We start from the raw sequence: 16,002 nt of genomic DNA on the forward strand, positions 1-16,002 counted from the left end.
CTCCAGCAGCGCTTCGCTGCAGGTAACTGGAGCGGCTGCGTGCCCGAGCAAGCCCTGACGGCCGCCATCAGGGCCGGCATTGAACCGCGCCCTGCCAAGCAGGCAGGAGCCCGCTCGCGATTCAGGATGGGCTGGCGGCCTGTACGGGGAATGTGGGAACCTTGAAGTCCTCCAGCGGTTAGAGACTGGAGCGCGACAGCCGAGCTCAAGGCAATGGCTGACCAAGGTGCCGCGAAGCATGTCCCCGAGGCGTCACGGACAAGCGATCACCAAAGGGCGGCCACCAAAGGGAGCTGGAAATGCTCGATCTCTCCCGTGCCCGCGATCGAATGGTCAAAGTACATGTCGGCCGGCGTGGCATCCGCAATCGCGAGATTCTGCAAGCCATGCGCGAAGTTCCGCGCGAGGCTTTCGTCGATCCTGGCTTCGAAGAGTTCGCTTATGAAGACGGACCGCTGCCGATCGCGGACGGACAGACGATATCCCAACCTTATATCGTTGCACTCATGATCGAGATGGCGGATGTCAAAGCCGGTGATCACGTGCTCGAAGTTGGTACCGGTTCGGGCTACGCAGCCGCCGTGATGAGCCGGATCGTCGAACATGTCTACACGATCGAGCGTCATCCCGGTTTGGCCAAGTCGGCAAAACAACGTTTTGAAAAGCTGGGCTATCGCAACATCGAGGTCCGCACAGGCGACGGCACCAAGGGCTGGCCGGAGGCGGCACCATTCGATGCCATCGTGGTGGCGGCCAGCGGACCGGGTGCGCCGCTGGCTCTTCAGGAACAACTCGACGTCGGAGGCGTCCTTGTCGTTCCAGTCGGCGACGATCCGGATTTGCAGCGTCTGCTAAAGGTCACACGCACAGGCGCTTCGACCTACAGCGAAAAGGATTACGGCGGTGTGCGGTTCGTCCCGCTCATCGGCGAACAAGGTTGGCCGGAGGGCGACAAGCTGGCCGAGGTCGATCGGCCGCTCCGGCATCCGCCTCCCGTCAGCCTGCCCGATATGATCGCGAGGGCGGCTGAACCGCTTCCGGATTTCGACGACCCCACGTTTGGCGAATTGTTCGATCGGTTTGCCGACCGGCGCGTCGTCCTGCTTGGCGAGGCAAGCCATGGCACGTCCGAATTCTACAAGGCGCGCGCGGCGATCACCCGCAGGCTCGTCGAACGGCACGGTTTCACCATTGTCGCGGTCGAGGCGGATTGGCCCGATGCCGCCGCGATCGACCGCTACGTTCGCCGTCGTCAGCCGCGAGCCGGCGCCATTGCGCCATTTCAGCGGTTTCCGACATGGATGTGGCGCAACACCGATTTTGCGGCCTTCATCGAGTGGATGCGACACCACAACGAGAAGCTTGAGCCATCCGGGCAAGCGGGGTTCTACGGCCTCGACATCTACAATATGAGCGGGTCCATCGCCGCGGTTCTCGACTATCTCGACCGGGTCGACCCGCAGGCGGCGAAGGTCGCGCGCGAGCGCTATGGCTGCCTGACACCTTGGCAGAACGAGCCATCCACCTACGGCCGCGCGGTGCTCACCGCCGGCTATCAAAAATGCGAGAAAGCGGTGCTTGAGCAATGCCGGGACCTGCTCGCCAGACAACTCGAATATGCAAGGCAGGACGGTGTGGATTTCCTCGACGCCAGCCAGAATGCCCGGCTGATTGCCGCCGCCGAGCGGTATTACCGGATCATGTACTATGGCGGCGCTGAATCCTGGAACCTGCGCGACACCCATATGTTCGACACGCTGGAACATCTGCTGGAGGCTGGTGGCCCGAGCTCCAAGGCCATCGTGTGGGCGCATAATTCGCACATCGGAGATGCCCGCTACACCGAGATGGGTGTCGTCAGGGACGAACTGAATATCGGCCAGCTCTGCCGGCAGCGTTTCGGCGATGAGGCCGCGCTGATCGGCCTTGGCACCCATTCCGGCACCGTGGCTGCCGCCAGCGACTGGGATGGGGAGATGGAGGTGAAGCAGGTTCGCGCCTCCCACCCCGACAGCTACGAGCGGCTTTGCCACGATAGCCGCGTGCCGCGTTTCCTGCTCGACTTGAGGCGCGACGAGGTGCTGCGCGAGCGCCTGCTGGAACGCAGGCTGGAGCGCTTCATTGGTGTGATCTACCGGCCGGAAACCGAGTTGCGCAGCCACTATGCCGACGTCTCCTTGCCCCGGCAATTCGACGCGTTCGTGTGGTTCGACAAAACCGCGGCGGTGACGCCGCTTGGCCCGGAACACGCAGGAGCCGGTGTTCCCGACACCTATCCGTTCGGGCTTTAGCCGAGGCGAACGGCGAGCCCATGAAAGAGGCCGGAACAATTCATCCGGCTTGCGGTTTTGAAACCGAAAGCCTCTTCGAAGGAGTTTTCTGATGACCGGAACCAAGCATCCAAAGTGGAAGAAACCGAGCGATGCCGACCTGGCGAACAACCCTGGTATCGGCACCTCGAAGGGAACGATCAAGGAAGGCGAAGAGTTCGAGCTTGAAGGCGAGAACACGGTTGAAGGCGACGTCGAAAACGACACCAATGCCGCCGGCGGGATCAACCCGAGACAGAAGATGCGGACCAACAAATAGCGTGCCGATGCACGCGATCAACTGTCGCCGTAGGAGTGAACCATGCCCCTCACACTCAGCAGTACCGCCTTTGCGGAAGGCCGACAGATTCCCGAAAAATACACCCGGGACGGCAAGAACCTGTCTCCGCCGCTGAAGTGGGGTGGTGTGCCGGCCAAGACGAAGAGCCTCGTTCTCGTCGTCCAGGATCCTGATGCCCCAAGCGGCATGTTCGGCCATTGGGCAGTGTTCAATATCTCCCCGGACACCCGCGAACTTCCCGAGGCGGAAAGCGGCAAGCCGGGTCCGCAGGCCCTCAGGCAAGCCACGAACGATTTCGGCAACGCCTATTATGATGGCCCTCAACCACCCGTCGGGCATGGCGTCCATCACTACCATTTCCGGCTGGCTGCGCTCGACACGCCGAGCCTTGCCATCCCGGCGAGCGCGGGCGTCGAACGGATCTGGCAGGAGGCGCAAAAACACGCGCTTGAGCAAGCCGAACTTGTCGGAACATACGAACGCAGCCGGTAGTTCGAGCGCCGGTCAAACGAATCCCATCGCGTCACCCATGTCGTCATGAGCGGAACGGTTCTTCTCCTTGCCGATTGTCTGGGAAAGGAGATGTGCCATGTTTGAAAGTGTCATGTGGTTGCTTGTCGTCGCCGGTGGGCCATTGTTGCTGCTCATATTGATGGCCTATGTTATTGCGACGCGTCGCCGTCCTGGCCCCGCCGAACGCAGGGAAAGCGACCGGGCGACCGACCGGCTGTATCATGAGGACAAGGGTTGATCCGCGTCGGGTAACGAAGACCTTATATCGTCTCAACCAGGCGACGATCCTCGCCTCCGGTCAGCGCATTATCCTCTGCCTCAACCACGTAAAGAACCTGCCGCTAATCGCTGAGCGGACCCGGCTGGCGGCCCAACGCGCTTTCATGGTTGAGCCGACGTGGCAATCGCAGACGATGTCGTGCAGCTGCCAGTCGTTCAGCTCGAAAAAGCGCTTTGCCTCACCATACGTATCGTCTTTCAAACCCGACGCACGCAGCACCGGATCTTCGAAGGCAACCGAAATTGCCGATCCCTCGCCCCGCATCGTCGCACGTGCTCCAGGGTGAAGATGTTCGGTGCCTGCAAACGCGCCAAGGCATCGCTCGGGATTACGCTCCAGCAGTTCAGCCCAGCGCTCTATGCGCTGATTTCGTGTCATTGCGGAATATGCAGCCGAGGATTCAATCTTGGCGACGGCATGCAGTTGGTCGAGTGTCTGATGTTTCATGGCCGACTCCTATCGAGAGTGAACAGCCCACGCCTTCAGGAGAATTATCGCGCTGTGATGCCTCGACAAGAGCGGAAGGTCGAAGCGGTCGGGATCGTCAATGGCCAGAAAGCGTTCAATGGCGCGGGTCGATAGCATCGGCCAGGGGGTCCAGGGCTGTTCGATCCGGGCCATTGTGCGACGAGCGGGCATTCAATAGTCTTTCCGTTGGGGCAAGGAACACATGCATGACGCCGAAACTGAACCGTTGGAAGCGCTTCGCCGACTGGGACGAGCGGCCGTTGCGGCTGGACAAGTTCGCGGCGGAAGACCCCGCCAATGGCTTCTCCGCCTTCTCCAGCCCGGCCGATCCCAAACCCGGCATCGGCATCAAGGGCGGGCGCGTCGTGTCCCTCGATGGCGTGCTCGAGCACGACTACGACATGATCGACCGCTTCATAGCCCGCCATCACATCGACCCGGAGGTGGCGCCTGAAGCGATGGCGCTGGACTCGGCGACCGTCGCACGCTGGCTGGTCGACATGAATGTGCCGCGCGAAACACTGGTGCGGCTCGCGCACGGTATGACACCGGCCAAACTCGCCGAGGTCGTGTCGCAGCTCAACGCGTTGGAGATCGCCTTCGCCTATTCCAAGATGCGGGCACGCAAGACGCCGGGTAACCAGGCGCATGTGACCAACGCCAAGGACGACCCGCTGCAGCTCGCCGCCGATGCGGCGACCGCCGTCGCCTTCGGCTTCGACGAGATCGAGACCACGATGCGCGTGTCGCGCAACGCCTGGTCCAATGCGGTGGCGTGTGCGGTGGGCGGCGCCGTCGGCCGCTGGGGGACGCTGTTCCAGTGCTCCAGCGAGGAGGCGGAGGAGCTGCGCATCGCCATGGCCGGCTTTACGTCCTATGCCGAAACGGTTTCCGTCTACGGTACCGAAAAATCGTTCACCGATGGCGACGACACGCCGTGGTCCAAGGCATTTCTCGCCGCCGCCTATGCATCGCGCGGCGTGAAGATGCGCTGCACGTCGGGTGCCGGCTCCGAATTGCTGATGGGCTTCCATGAGGCAAAGTCGCTGCTTTACCTGGAGGCACGCTGTCTCTGCCTGCAGCGCGGCATGGGGGTGCAGGGTACGCAAAATGGCGGCATCGACGGGGCGCCTTTGACCGCCACCATACCTGGTGGCGTCCGCGAACTGATGGCAGAGAATCTCATCGCCGTCTGGCTCGATCTCGAATGCGCATCCGGCAATGACGCGCGCTCCACCGAATCGGAGATTCGCGTCGGCGCCAAGATCCTTCCCTACCTGATCGCCGGCTCGGACCTGATCTGCTCGGGGATGGGATCGATCCTGAAATACGACAATTCATTCAACCCGTCGCTGATCAACGGCGAGGAGTTGGAAGACTATCTGGTGCTGCAGCGCGATTTCGAGGCCGATGGCGGATTGACGCCACTGCCCGAGTCACGCGCGATCGAGTTGCGCGAGCGGGCGGTGGAGGCGATCGCCGCAGTGTTCGAGGAACTCGGCCTGTCGACGCCGACCGAGGATATGAAGACCAGTGTGGTCTACGCCTCCGGCTCCGACGATACGCGCAGCCTGATGCCGCGCGACGTGAGCTTCATCAGCGAGGCCATCAAGGAGCGCGGCGTCACCGTGATCGATGTGGTCAAGGTGCTGGCCAACCGGGGTTTCCGCGAAGAGGCCGAGAACCTGCTGAACGTGGTGAAGCTGCGCCTTTCCGGCGACTATCTGCAGACCTCGGCCATGATCCGCAATGGGCGCATCGTCAGCGCGGTCAACGACCCGAACGACTATCTCGGTCCAGGCTCCGGCTATCGCGTGTCTGAAGAACGGCGGCTGCAGCTCAACGACATTCGCGATGTGCTGGACCAGAAGGAAGTGTTGCGCTCGGAAGCGCTGCACGAGAAAGACGAGGCGAGACATATCCGCTATCGCAACGTTGGGCCGGCGGCCAACGGATCGGCGAAGGACGACGTCGTCATCGGCATCAGCCCGGCCTTTGGGCTGAAGCTTTACCGGACGACGGCCGGGCATCGGCTTTCCGAGGTCCTTGGCGCCATGCTGGATGCAATTCGCGGGCGCGGGCTCAAGGCGCGCGTCGTTCGCTTCCGCCACACTGCCGATACCTCCTTCCTCGGCCTGTCCGCCGCTCGGCTTGCCGGCAGCGGCATCGGCATCGGCATCCAGGCCAAGGGCACGGCGGTCATCCATCAGCGCGACCGCCAGCCGCACAACAACCTCGAACTGTTTTCCAATGCGCCGATCACCAGGCTCGAACATTATCGCGCGTTGGGTGCCAACGCGGCGGCCTATGCACTGGGCGAAATGCCGGAGCCCATCGTCGTGCCGCAGCGGGGCGAGGCCATGGGTTCGCGCTACCACGCCCGTGTCGCCCTCATCTATGCCATCGAAACCGGGCTGACCGAGGCTGGTGCGGCTCCCGAAGAGGTCGATGTCACGCTGATGGGAGCGAAATCATGACCCATACCCGCGCCGACTATCCACTTGCCGAAACACAGCCCGGAGAGGTGACCGGCAAGCACGGCAAGGCGCTTTCACAGATAACGCTGGATGCGGTGCTTGCCGGCGAGGTGACGATGGAAGACCTTCGCATCACGCCGCAAGCGCTGCAGGCCCAAGCCGATGTGGCGCGCGATGTCGGACGGCCGACACTGGCCCTCAACTTCGAGCGCGGGGCGGAGCTCGTCGAGGTGCCGCAGGATTTTATCATGCAGGTATACGAACTGCTGCGCCCCGGCCGTGCCAGGTCCAAGGAAGAATTGCTCGAGGCCGCCGCCACGATGCGCGATACCTACCATGCCGAACGCATCGCCCGTTTCATCGAAGAAGCCGCCGAGACCTATGCGGCGCGCGGCCTTTTCACGTTCCGCTTCTGAAAGGACCGCATGAGCTGGAAAACCGGATTCCGTTCGCTCTACTACCTCGGTGCACCCGAGCCGGATGATCCGGTGCTGGTGCCGGCGCAAACCGCCATCCTGGTCATCGACGTTCAGAACACATACCTGGAACGGCCGGATCGCGCGTCGCTCACGCCAGAAGAACAGCATCGCTACGATCTGTGGACGCCGTTCCACGAGCGCATGCACGGCACGGTCATACCGAACACGGCAAGACTGCTCGATCTGGCACGGCAAAATGGCATTGAATGCCTTTTTGCCCGTATCGCCAGCCACACCAAGGACGGCCGCGACCGTTCGCTCTCCCAGAAAATGCCGGGCTGGAACAATTTGCTGCTGCCAAAGAACGACGCGCCGTCGCAGCTGGTTGCCGAGCTTCAGCCGGTCGGCGACGAAATCGTGGTGACCAAGACCACCGATTCCGCGCTGACAGGAACAAATCTGCGCCTGATCCTGCACAATCTCGGCATCAGGAATGTCATCTGCTGCGGCATCTTCACGGACCAGTGCGTGTCTTCGACGGTGCGCAGCCTGGCGGACGAAAGCTATGCCGTCATCGTGCTCGAGGATTGCTGCGCGGCGGCGACCGAGGAGCTCCATCGCAAGGAGCTCGAAATCATCAACATGATCTACTGCCACGTCATGTCGAGCGGCGAGCTATGCAAAATCACGGCCTTGGCAAAGTGACGCTGCGTCCGTAGTGTCACGCTGCACGCGCAGGCTGGGACACATCGGCCGCTCCGTGCGGGGACCAGACACAGCTGTCACGAATGGAGAGGGCTTCATGGCCATAGAAACTGCACGCGGGACGATCGACGTCTCGAAGAGTAACAGCATCAATCTTTTGCACTCCAAGGCCGTGGGGCTCGCGGGAGTGCTCTTTCTGGCCGTCACCGGCGCGGCGCCAATGTCGGCGATGCTGGGCAATGTGCCGTTCGCGGCAGGTTACGGCATCGGCAAATACACGCCGGCCGCCTTCCTGATGGCAACGATCGTGCTGACCATCTTCTCGGTCGGCTATGCCGCGATGGCATCGCGCGTCTCGTCCGTCGGCGGCTTCTATTCCTTCATCAGCCAGGGGCTCGGCCGCGAGGTCGGCATGTCGGCCGGCTTTGGCTCGCTCGCCTGCTACTCACTGTTCGAAGCCTCTCTCACTGGTTTGTTTGCATTTTTCGGCAATCTTTGGCTTTCCCAGCATTTCGGCATCAACGTGCCGTGGATCGTGCTGGCGCTCGCCATGATCGTGGTCATCGCGGCGCTTGCCTATCGCGACGTGAAAGTGTCGGCAAGGCTGCTCGGGATCGCACTCATTCTTGAAGTGATCATGCTGGTGATCTTCTCGCTGGGCGTGCTTTTCGCTCATGGCCCGACGAATTTTTCCGGCGATTCACTAAATGTGTTCAAGGTGTTCACGCCTGTCGCCGAGCAGAAAGTCGGTGATGTGGCCATACCCGCTGGCGAGGCCGCCGTCGGTATCTTCATGGCATTCTGGTCGTGGGTCGGCTTCGAGATGGCGCCGAACTATGCCGAGGAATCCCGTGATCCCAAGCGCATCATTCCACAGTCGCTGTTGATTTCGGTGATTGGCCTTGGCCTGTTCTACACCTTCGTCAGCTGGTGCGCGGTGGCGGCCTATCCCACCGAGGCCGACATGGTGGCCAAGGCCTTCTCCGATGGCGTGAACTTCTTCCTGACACCGGTTCAGAATTATGTCGGCGGCTGGGGCTACCAGCTGATGTCGCTGCTCATCCTGACCAGTTCCTTCGCTTGCGGCATGGCCTTCCACAACACCGCTTCCCGCTATCTGTACTCGCTGGCGCGCGAAGGCGTCCTGCCGCAGGTGATCGCGGAGACGCATGACCACCACAAGAGCCCGCACAAGGCCTCGGCGCTGCAGTCGGTGCTGGCGGCGATATGGGTACTGCTCTACGGTCTGGCCTACGGCTTCGACGATCCGTCGGGACAGGCCTGGCTTGGCGTCTATACGCTGTTCGCGGTGCTGGGTACCGGACTGCTGCTGGTGCTGCAGGCCGTAGTCTCGCTGGCGATCTACATGTGGTTCAAGAAGAACGGCGGCGGCAGCCTGCTGACCACAGTCATCGCGCCGTTGATCTCGCTGGTTGTCCAGTTGCTCCTCGTCTACACGCTGGTGGCCAATCTCGCGACGCTCGGCGGCACCAATGGCTTCGCCAGGAGCATCCCCTATGTCGGGCTTGCGATCCTTATCGTCGGCCTGATCTGGGGCTTCGTGCTGAAATCCGCCAACCCCAAGGCGTACGAGAACATCGGTCACATGGTGAACGAGGGCTAGGGGCGGACGCCGCCCTGGCATCTTTTCGGCAACGGGGACGGGGCATCACCCTGTCCCCGTCTCATTTTGGAGCTTCAGATCATGACCCAATCTTTGAAGGGTCGATCCGTCGTTGTCACCGGCGGATCGAAAGGCATCGGCAAGGGCATAGCGCGAGTGTTTGCGCTATCTGGCGCCAAGGTCGCCATCATCGCGCGCCATCTCGACCAGGCCGAAGCAGCTGCCGCCGAGATCGGCCACGGTGCCTTCGGCGTGGTTGGCGACGTCACGTCGCTTGCCAGCATCGAGAGCGCCTTTGCGACAGCGGCCGCGAGAAACGGGGGCATCGACGTGTTGTGCGCCAATGCCGGAATTTTCCCGCAGGCCCGGCTAGAGGAGATGACTTCGGAACAATGGGACGAGGTCGTCGACACCAACCTCAAAGGCACCTTCCACGCGGTCAAGGCGGCGGTTGCCTATCTCAAGAAATCCGACCAGGGCCGGGTCGTGCTGACGTCATCGATCACCGGCCCGGTCACCGGTTTTCCCGGCTGGTCGCACTATGGCGCCACCAAGGCCGGGCAACTCGGCTTCATGCGCACCGCCTGCATCGAGCTGGCGAAATACGGCATCACCGTCAACGCCGTCATGCCGGGCAACATCATCACCGAGGGCCTTGCCGGCCTGGGCGAGGACTACCAGAAGACCATGGCCGCCTCTGTCCCGCTCAAGCGGCTCGGAACCGTGGAGGACATCGGCTACGCCGCACTCTACTTTGCGTCGAAGGAAGCCGCATACGTGACGGGACAGACGATCATCGTCGATGGCGGCCAGATCCTGCCGGAGAGCCTGGAGGCCCTGGCATAAAGCTGTTCATCGCGAACCGCTCTATCTCCTTGTTTTGATGCCATTCCCAAGCAAAAGCGCTGATATTTTTCCTGAATCACTCTAGGAGAACTTGCTCAGATAGGCTTCGCACAGCCCCTCCGTTCCCTCGGTGTATGGCAGGCCCATCGACCTGGCGAGGTCCGTTTCAGCGTGCGAGCCGATCCAGGCAACCAGCAACAGGCGGCGCAGCATCACGAAGGTCGGGATCTCGTCCTCGTCCGCCTTGGGCAGGTCAAGCACGCGGCGATAGCCGGTCGTCCACGATTGGATCAGATCGGCTGTCTGCGGCTCGTGCTCGTAGAAAGAGATGGGCGTAGCGGCGTCGTACATAAACCAGCCGAAGCCGCAGTCGTCGAAGTCGATGACCTTGACCGTCTTGCCGTCGATCAAAAGGTTGGCGAGCCGCAGGTCGCAATGAATGAGGCCGAAGCGGTCTTGGCCCTTGCCGAAGGCATCGAGCCTGCGGCCGATCAGCTCCGCGGCACGGCCAAAGAGTTTGGCTTTCGCGGCGTCGACGCCCATGCCGTCGCGCCAGCGCCCCCAATGGGGTCTTTCCTCACCGAGGCTTGTCTCGAAATCCCACACGTGGCGGCTGAACCAGGAAGGGCGCCGCCACTGCCGGGCATGGATGTGCATGCGGGCCGTCACCTCGCCCAGCACCTCGAACGGCTCGCCAAGCGCCTCGCCTATGCCCGGCTCCGCACCGGTCTCCCATTGCGACAACACGACATTGCGCGGTCGCGCCAATCCGGCATGGCCGACAAGCTGGATTTGGTCGCCGTCCTTGCCCGCGACCGGAACGGGTGTGGGGACGATCCCGGTCTGGCGCAGATCCGTAAGCCAGGCCAGTTCGGATTGGATGGCCGTTCTTGAATGGTAGCCGTCGCGATGGATGCGAAGCGCCCAGCGCCGGCCGTCGCGAGCTGCAATCTTGTAAGTCGCGTTCTCCGACAGGTTGATCATCTCGACGGAGACATCCGCCGGCAAGTCGTAGTTGGCGGTGGCCGCCTCCGCCGTCTCCTGCAGGATGCCGAGTTGCTGGTCGTGAGTGAGCGCATCGAAATCCGTCATTGTCCGTCCTGCCCGATCATTACACCATCGTCCCCTGCCCGACCCTGGGCTATCCCGGCAAGTCCAGTGGCCAGCCCGCACTCGATGCCTGGCAGTTTCAACCAGGTCCGGGGCATGTCAACTCGCCTTGCCTGCCTGATGCAGCAGCTCGCGGGCGCGTGGCATCGCGGCATCGAAACGATCCATGATGTCCCGGCAGGTTTCGGAATCCAGAAGAACGCCGGGCTTCCATTGCAGCACCCGCTTGTCGAGCGACGAGAAAATCGCCCAGACGCCCTGCTCATAGAGTGCACGCGAGACGAACACGGCGCCTTCCGGATGATTGCTGAACTCCAGGCCGAGGATCACGCCTTTCTGGCGCACCCCGGTGAAGATATCGCCGTGACGAGCCTGCATCTCACGCATGGCCTGCGCCATGAACTCGGTCACGGTGCCGACATTGGCGACCAGTTCAGGCCGCTGCAGCATCTCGATGACCTTGTGAGCAACGACACAGCCGAGTTCCGCCCCGCCGGTGGTCGAGATGTGGGCCGCCCCGTCCTCGTTGAGCCAGCCACCGGCCCTGTCGTTCACCAGCGTCGCGCTGATCGGATAGAGGCCGCCGGACAGGCCCTTTGCCGTCACCATGATATCCGGCTGGACGCCATAGGCCTGCCAGCCCCACATGCTGCCGGTCCGCATCAGGCCGGTCTGGACCTCGTCGGCGATGTACATCACGCCATGCTTTTCGCACAGCGCCTTGCAGGCGCCGAGATAGCCGTCCTTCGGCATCGGGAAGCCATAAGTAGCGGGGATCGTCTCCATGATCAGCGCCGCGACGTCTTCGCCCTTCAGCGCCTGCTCCATGGCGTCGATATCGTTGAAGGGAACCTGGATGAACGTCTCCGGCTGGTCGGAAAGAAAGATCTTGGTGAAGCGATCGTCGCCGGTCGCCACCGCGAGTCCCGAATGCCCGTGATAACCCTTGATGATCGACACCATCTTGCGCCGCTTGGTGGCATAGCGAGCGCTCTTGATGGCGATGTCCACCGCCTCCGCGCCGCCTGGCGCGAAGATCGCATATTTCATTCCCGGTGAGACATTGACCAGGGATTCGGCCAGCGCCGTCCGCGCCACGGAGGGAAACCAGTGGTTGCCGATATCGAAATAATCGAGCGCGCTCTTCAACGTCTCGACCAGTTCCGGATTGCGGTGACCGAGATTGTAGGTGCCGCCATTGAGGTGCAGGTCGATCAGGCGGCGGCCCGACATGTCGTAGAGGAAATAGCCTTCCCGCCTGCCGATCACCAGATCGATCCCGGCTTTCTGCCAGAACCTGGTCTTGTCGGGATTCCAGAAACGGATTGCCTTGTCGAAAAAATCCTGCTTCGACTCGAACTTGAAGGGGCCGAAGTCGTACATGCCTGTTTTTCCCCAGAGGTTGGTCGGCGCGCACCCAAGCTTGGGGGGCTCGTCCGCCGGATGATGCAGGATTACGGGCCGGGGAGAAAGGGGACTGAAAGATGATCCTGAAGAACAGGACCGCAATCGTCACCGGGGCAGGATCGGGCATCGGCAGGGCGGCAGCGCTGATCATCGCGCGCGAGGGTGCGGTGGTCGGCGTGACGGACCGCAGCGCAGACGGCGCGAACGCGACCGTCGACCAGATTGTTGCTGCTGGTGGCCGGGCGAAAGCGCTTGTGTTCGACCTGACCGACGATCAGGCGCTTGAAGCCGGTTTCCGCGATTTCATCGACACACAAGGCGGGATCGACATCCTGCACAATCACGCCGGCGTACAGGTAGAGGGTGACGTGCTCGGTGTGAGCGTCAAAGGCTTCGACACGTCCTGGACGCTCAACGTGCGGGCTCACTTCCTCGGTGCCCGCATCGTCATGCCCTTCATGAAAAAGGCGGGTCGCGGGGTCATCCTCAACACGTCGTCGAGCTCCGGCGTGCTCTACGACCGCGAGATGATCGCCTATACGACGACCAAGCATGCGGTGATCGCGATGACGAAGCAGATGGCGGGCGACTATGGCCGCTTCGGCATTCGCGTCAACGCACTTTGCCCCGGTTGGGTGGATACACCCTTCAACGGCCCCTTCATCGCACAGATGGGAGGACGGGAAGCCATTGAAGCCTACATCCGCGAAAAAGTGCCGCTTGGCCGTTGGGCAAGCGTCGAGGAAATCGCGGAGGCAGTGCTGTTTCTTGTGTCCGACCGGTCCTCGTACATGACGGGCCAGATTCTGGTTATCGATGGCGGAGAGACGGTGATCTAGGCATGGGCTCGGGAGATTGTCCAGGCAGCACTTTCTAGACAAAATCAATGTTGGCGGATGATCTGCCAGCCCATATCTCTTGCATGATCTCGCCTGGGACAGTGGGCCTGCAAACTTCACGCCAAACCACCCGATTTCGCCCAAAAAAGATGGCGACAGGCCAACAAGGTGTGGCGATGGGGAGAATGATAATGGTGGTGCTGTCAGTCGGTCGCGAACCAGTCTCTGCCTGAATTTCCCTGTTAGGCGTCGAAAAACAGCGAATTTTCGGCGGTTTTCGGTTTTGGAGCCAATTCCGGCCTGAAATCACAGCGCACTTTCAACGTCTTCGCAGAGAATTCCCTATTCGACCTAACAGGGAAATGGAAATGCCCTAACAGGGATCGACGTGCGCGCCCGAGCCCAGAAATGCACTACGTGCTTGACTTTGAGAGGCGCAGCGACTGGGTTGTCTCCCTCCGCCAAATCCGCATACAACTAGAATGCAGCACACCTTCACCCGCCAAGAATTGTATGACCTAGTTTGGTCGACCCCCATCCTCACGCTCGCTAAGCGGTTCGACATTTCGGACCGTGGACTGGCGAAGATTTGTGCTCGGTATCAGATCCCCGTCCCAGGCCCGGGCTATTGGGCAAAAATCGAAGCCGGCCAATCTGCGTCAAAAACGCCGCCTTGGAAAATCGATAACCCGACTTTGGAAACCGTCCGCATCGGCGGCTACAAACCGCCAGTGAACCCCTACGTCGCGTTTGCGATCGAGGCCGCGGCCGGCACAGTCGTCGCCATTTCACACAGGAAACCCAAGTTGGGAGGGCAATCGGATTTGACACCGGGGCATGGCCTCACGGCCGAACGCGGATGATCGTCTTCCCCGAATGTCGCTCTTTCGAATTGAAGGTTGCAACGGCATCGTCGAGGGTCGCGACTATGCCAATGTTCGTCCGCAATCTTCCGTCCCGCACCCGGTGAACTATCTCGCTTAGCTGGGCGCGATCGGTATCTACGACGAAGTCAATCGCCATACCATTGACGGGAGTTGCACCGGCCGGCCCTATGACGGTCACCAGCGTGCCTCCGGCCCGGATCAGGGCTGCAGACCGCTTCTGAATGTCGCCGCCAATGACATCGAACACCAGATCGACGCCGCCGACATCTTCCAGAGCGTCGTTCTCAAGATCGACGAATTCATTTGCGCCGAAGTCGAGCGCCTTCTGGCGATCTGCCGTGCGTCCGGTGCCGATGACGTAAGCCCCGGCCTCCCTTGCAAGCTGCGTCACCATCGAACCGACGGCACCGGCCGCACCATGCGCAAGCACACTTTGACCCGCCTGAAGGCGACCGTGCTGGAACAGGCCCTGCCACGCGGTCAGGCCGGAGATCGGCAGGCTCGCACCGACGGTGAAGTCGACGTCGCCGGGTAGTGGGGCGAGATTGCGTGCTTCCATGGCGACATGCTCGGCTAGCGTGCCATCGCGATGCCAGTCGGCGAGGCCGAACACGCGCTGGCCGATTGAAAGCCCCGTCGTGCCGTAGCCGAGCGCAGTGACCACGCCGGCCAACTCATGGCCGAGGATCGATGGCGTCCGGTCACGAAAGGCTCGATCGGCCCAGGTCGAACGCCACTCCAGTTCGGTGTTGACAAATCCCGCTGCATGAACCTGCACGAGGACATCGTTTATTGCCGCCCGCGGCTCGGGCCGCTGCACCAGTTTCATCCCGGCCTCTCCAGCAGCCTGGTCCGTCACTACGATCGCTTTCATGGGAATTGTCTCCTCAGACATTGTGAGTGGGGGTAGTTAGCGGGCGTGGCAGGTCTTTCGAGCTTCACGCTGCGACCGCGCCCTGGAGTGAGCCAGTCGAGCGCCCACCGATCCAGGCCTTTGTCACACTCCGCCCAGCAGTCGGATATCGACGTCCCGTCGTTTCGTCTCGTATCGGAACGACCGGGAGTCGGCAGGGCGCCGCTCAACGGATCGACCGCTTTCAGGATCGCTGAGGTGACTCGACCGACATCAGGCGCATTGCTGCCATTCGGTTGTAGATAATGCGGTTGGATCAGCTTCTTGAATCAACTTCGGCGAGCCGCCGTATAACCGATTGAGAAGCAACGATTATATCAGTCTGTCAGGGTCACCGTTTCTACAGGAAATCAACGCGACCTGCACATTGCGTCATATCGTCGGTCTCGCGTCAGATCGCAGGCATTTTTGTCGGCATACTCGGCCGAATCGCAAACTGCCAACACAGCTTGCAATTTGCGCTTGCTCAAAAAACGTGCATCTGTTTGTCTAGCGTGAAAACTTCGTTCCTGAAGGCACATACATTTTGTGCTGCCCATCAAATGCCTGGCATCGTCAGCATTACGGTAATGGATTTCCCCCACGGTCAAGGCGATTGGCGTCGATCATAAGATTGTTGGGGAGAAGCCTCGTCCCACGACTTTGGGGGCAGCTCGTCGTCAGCAAGCGAACCATACTCTGCGCCACTAGGACCGGTTGATGCAAGCGCACCTGACACACAGCTTGCCTGGTTCAGTGGCTCTTATGACCGAGCACTTCGGCTGAGCGTTAGTTCCCGCCGCGATTTGGCAATTTCAGGAAACCGATGACACCGGCTTCGGGGGGCGTTGCGCTACCCAGCATTAGCGCGCATCTGACGTCGAGATGTGCGCCTCGCGCGCGGCGCAGCTTCGACGATATGTCC

15 protein-coding genes are annotated in these 16,002 nt (G+C 61.5%); 11 read left to right on the forward strand and 4 right to left on the reverse strand.

Annotated elements, in window-relative coordinates; translation table 11 throughout:
- Positions 1-299: 299 nt before the first annotated feature.
- The 4 genes from FJ978_RS32115 (at position 300) to FJ978_RS32940 (ending at position 3,361) form a co-directional block, all read left to right on the forward strand.
- On the forward strand, positions 300-2,291 hold the full coding sequence (locus FJ978_RS32115; protein WP_140576830.1) for a protein-L-isoaspartate(D-aspartate) O-methyltransferase: 1,992 nt from the start codon (positions 300-302) through the stop codon (positions 2,289-2,291).
- Positions 2,292-2,382: 91 nt separating this feature from the next.
- On the forward strand, positions 2,383-2,589 hold the full coding sequence (locus tag FJ978_RS32120; RefSeq protein WP_013894139.1) for a hypothetical protein: 207 nt from the start codon (positions 2,383-2,385) through the stop codon (positions 2,587-2,589).
- A gap of 42 nt (positions 2,590-2,631) precedes the next feature.
- Complete coding sequence (locus FJ978_RS32125) at positions 2,632-3,102, forward strand: YbhB/YbcL family Raf kinase inhibitor-like protein (RefSeq protein ID WP_140576831.1); 471 nt, start codon at positions 2,632-2,634, stop codon at positions 3,100-3,102.
- Between the two features lie 97 nt (positions 3,103-3,199).
- A complete protein-coding gene (locus FJ978_RS32940) occupies positions 3,200-3,361 on the forward strand; it encodes a hypothetical protein (RefSeq protein WP_181176904.1) in 162 nt (53 codons plus the stop codon).
- A 60-nt stretch (positions 3,362-3,421) separates the two neighbouring features.
- Here the strand turns inward: FJ978_RS32940 and FJ978_RS32130 are convergent, their stop codons facing one another.
- Positions 3,422-3,850 (reverse strand): hypothetical protein, encoded by a 429-nt coding sequence (locus FJ978_RS32130; RefSeq protein ID WP_013894136.1) that lies wholly within the window; start codon positions 3,848-3,850, stop codon positions 3,422-3,424.
- 227 nt (positions 3,851-4,077) lie between these two features.
- Between FJ978_RS32130 and FJ978_RS32135 the strand changes: the two genes are divergently transcribed.
- The 5 genes from FJ978_RS32135 (at position 4,078) to fabG (ending at position 9,942) form a co-directional block, all read left to right on the forward strand.
- Positions 4,078-6,348 carry a propanediol/glycerol family dehydratase large subunit gene (locus tag FJ978_RS32135; protein WP_140576833.1) on the forward strand — a complete coding sequence of 757 codons (2,271 nt, stop codon included), beginning with the start codon at positions 4,078-4,080 and terminating at the stop codon, positions 6,346-6,348.
- Complete coding sequence (locus tag FJ978_RS32140) at positions 6,345-6,764, forward strand: diol dehydratase small subunit (RefSeq protein WP_140576834.1); 420 nt, start codon at positions 6,345-6,347, stop codon at positions 6,762-6,764. The genes FJ978_RS32135 and FJ978_RS32140 overlap by 4 nt, the downstream gene beginning before the upstream one ends.
- A gap of 9 nt (positions 6,765-6,773) precedes the next feature.
- Positions 6,774-7,472 (forward strand): cysteine hydrolase family protein, encoded by a 699-nt coding sequence (locus tag FJ978_RS32145; protein ID WP_140576836.1) that lies wholly within the window; start codon positions 6,774-6,776, stop codon positions 7,470-7,472.
- A gap of 97 nt (positions 7,473-7,569) precedes the next feature.
- A complete protein-coding gene (locus tag FJ978_RS32150) occupies positions 7,570-9,096 on the forward strand; it encodes an APC family permease (protein WP_013894132.1) in 1,527 nt (508 codons plus the stop codon).
- Positions 9,097-9,177: 81 nt separating this feature from the next.
- Positions 9,178-9,942: a 3-oxoacyl-ACP reductase FabG gene (fabG, locus tag FJ978_RS32155; protein ID WP_013894131.1), complete on the forward strand. Its 765-nt coding sequence runs from the start codon at positions 9,178-9,180 to the stop codon at positions 9,940-9,942.
- An 81-nt stretch (positions 9,943-10,023) separates the two neighbouring features.
- Here the strand turns inward: fabG and FJ978_RS32160 are convergent, their stop codons facing one another.
- On the reverse strand, positions 10,024-11,034 hold the full coding sequence (locus tag FJ978_RS32160; protein ID WP_013894130.1) for a phosphotransferase enzyme family protein: 1,011 nt from the start codon (positions 11,032-11,034) through the stop codon (positions 10,024-10,026).
- A 117-nt stretch (positions 11,035-11,151) separates the two neighbouring features.
- A complete protein-coding gene (locus tag FJ978_RS32165; RefSeq protein ID WP_140576837.1) occupies positions 11,152-12,435 on the reverse strand; it encodes an aspartate aminotransferase family protein in 1,284 nt (427 codons plus the stop codon).
- A gap of 101 nt (positions 12,436-12,536) precedes the next feature.
- Here FJ978_RS32165 and FJ978_RS32170 point away from each other — a divergent pair, with 101 nt between their 5' ends.
- Together FJ978_RS32170 and FJ978_RS32175 are read left to right on the forward strand one after the other, a co-directional pair.
- Positions 12,537-13,298 carry an SDR family oxidoreductase gene (locus FJ978_RS32170; RefSeq protein ID WP_140576839.1) on the forward strand — a complete coding sequence of 254 codons (762 nt, stop codon included), beginning with the start codon at positions 12,537-12,539 and terminating at the stop codon, positions 13,296-13,298.
- 482 nt (positions 13,299-13,780) lie between these two features.
- Positions 13,781-14,161: a hypothetical protein gene (locus FJ978_RS32175; RefSeq protein WP_140576840.1), complete on the forward strand. Its 381-nt coding sequence runs from the start codon at positions 13,781-13,783 to the stop codon at positions 14,159-14,161.
- On the opposite strand, the gene FJ978_RS32180 is transcribed toward FJ978_RS32175, so the two are convergent.
- Complete coding sequence (locus FJ978_RS32180) at positions 14,142-15,059, reverse strand: NADP-dependent oxidoreductase (protein ID WP_140576842.1); 918 nt, start codon at positions 15,057-15,059, stop codon at positions 14,142-14,144. The two genes, FJ978_RS32175 and FJ978_RS32180, sit on opposite strands and share 20 nt — an antisense overlap.
- Positions 15,060-16,002 lie beyond the last annotated feature (943 nt).

Origin of the sequence: Mesorhizobium sp. B1-1-7 (assembly GCF_006442705.1) — a bacterium.
In the GTDB taxonomy this organism is placed as follows: Bacteria; Pseudomonadota; Alphaproteobacteria; order Rhizobiales; family Rhizobiaceae; genus Mesorhizobium; species Mesorhizobium opportunistum.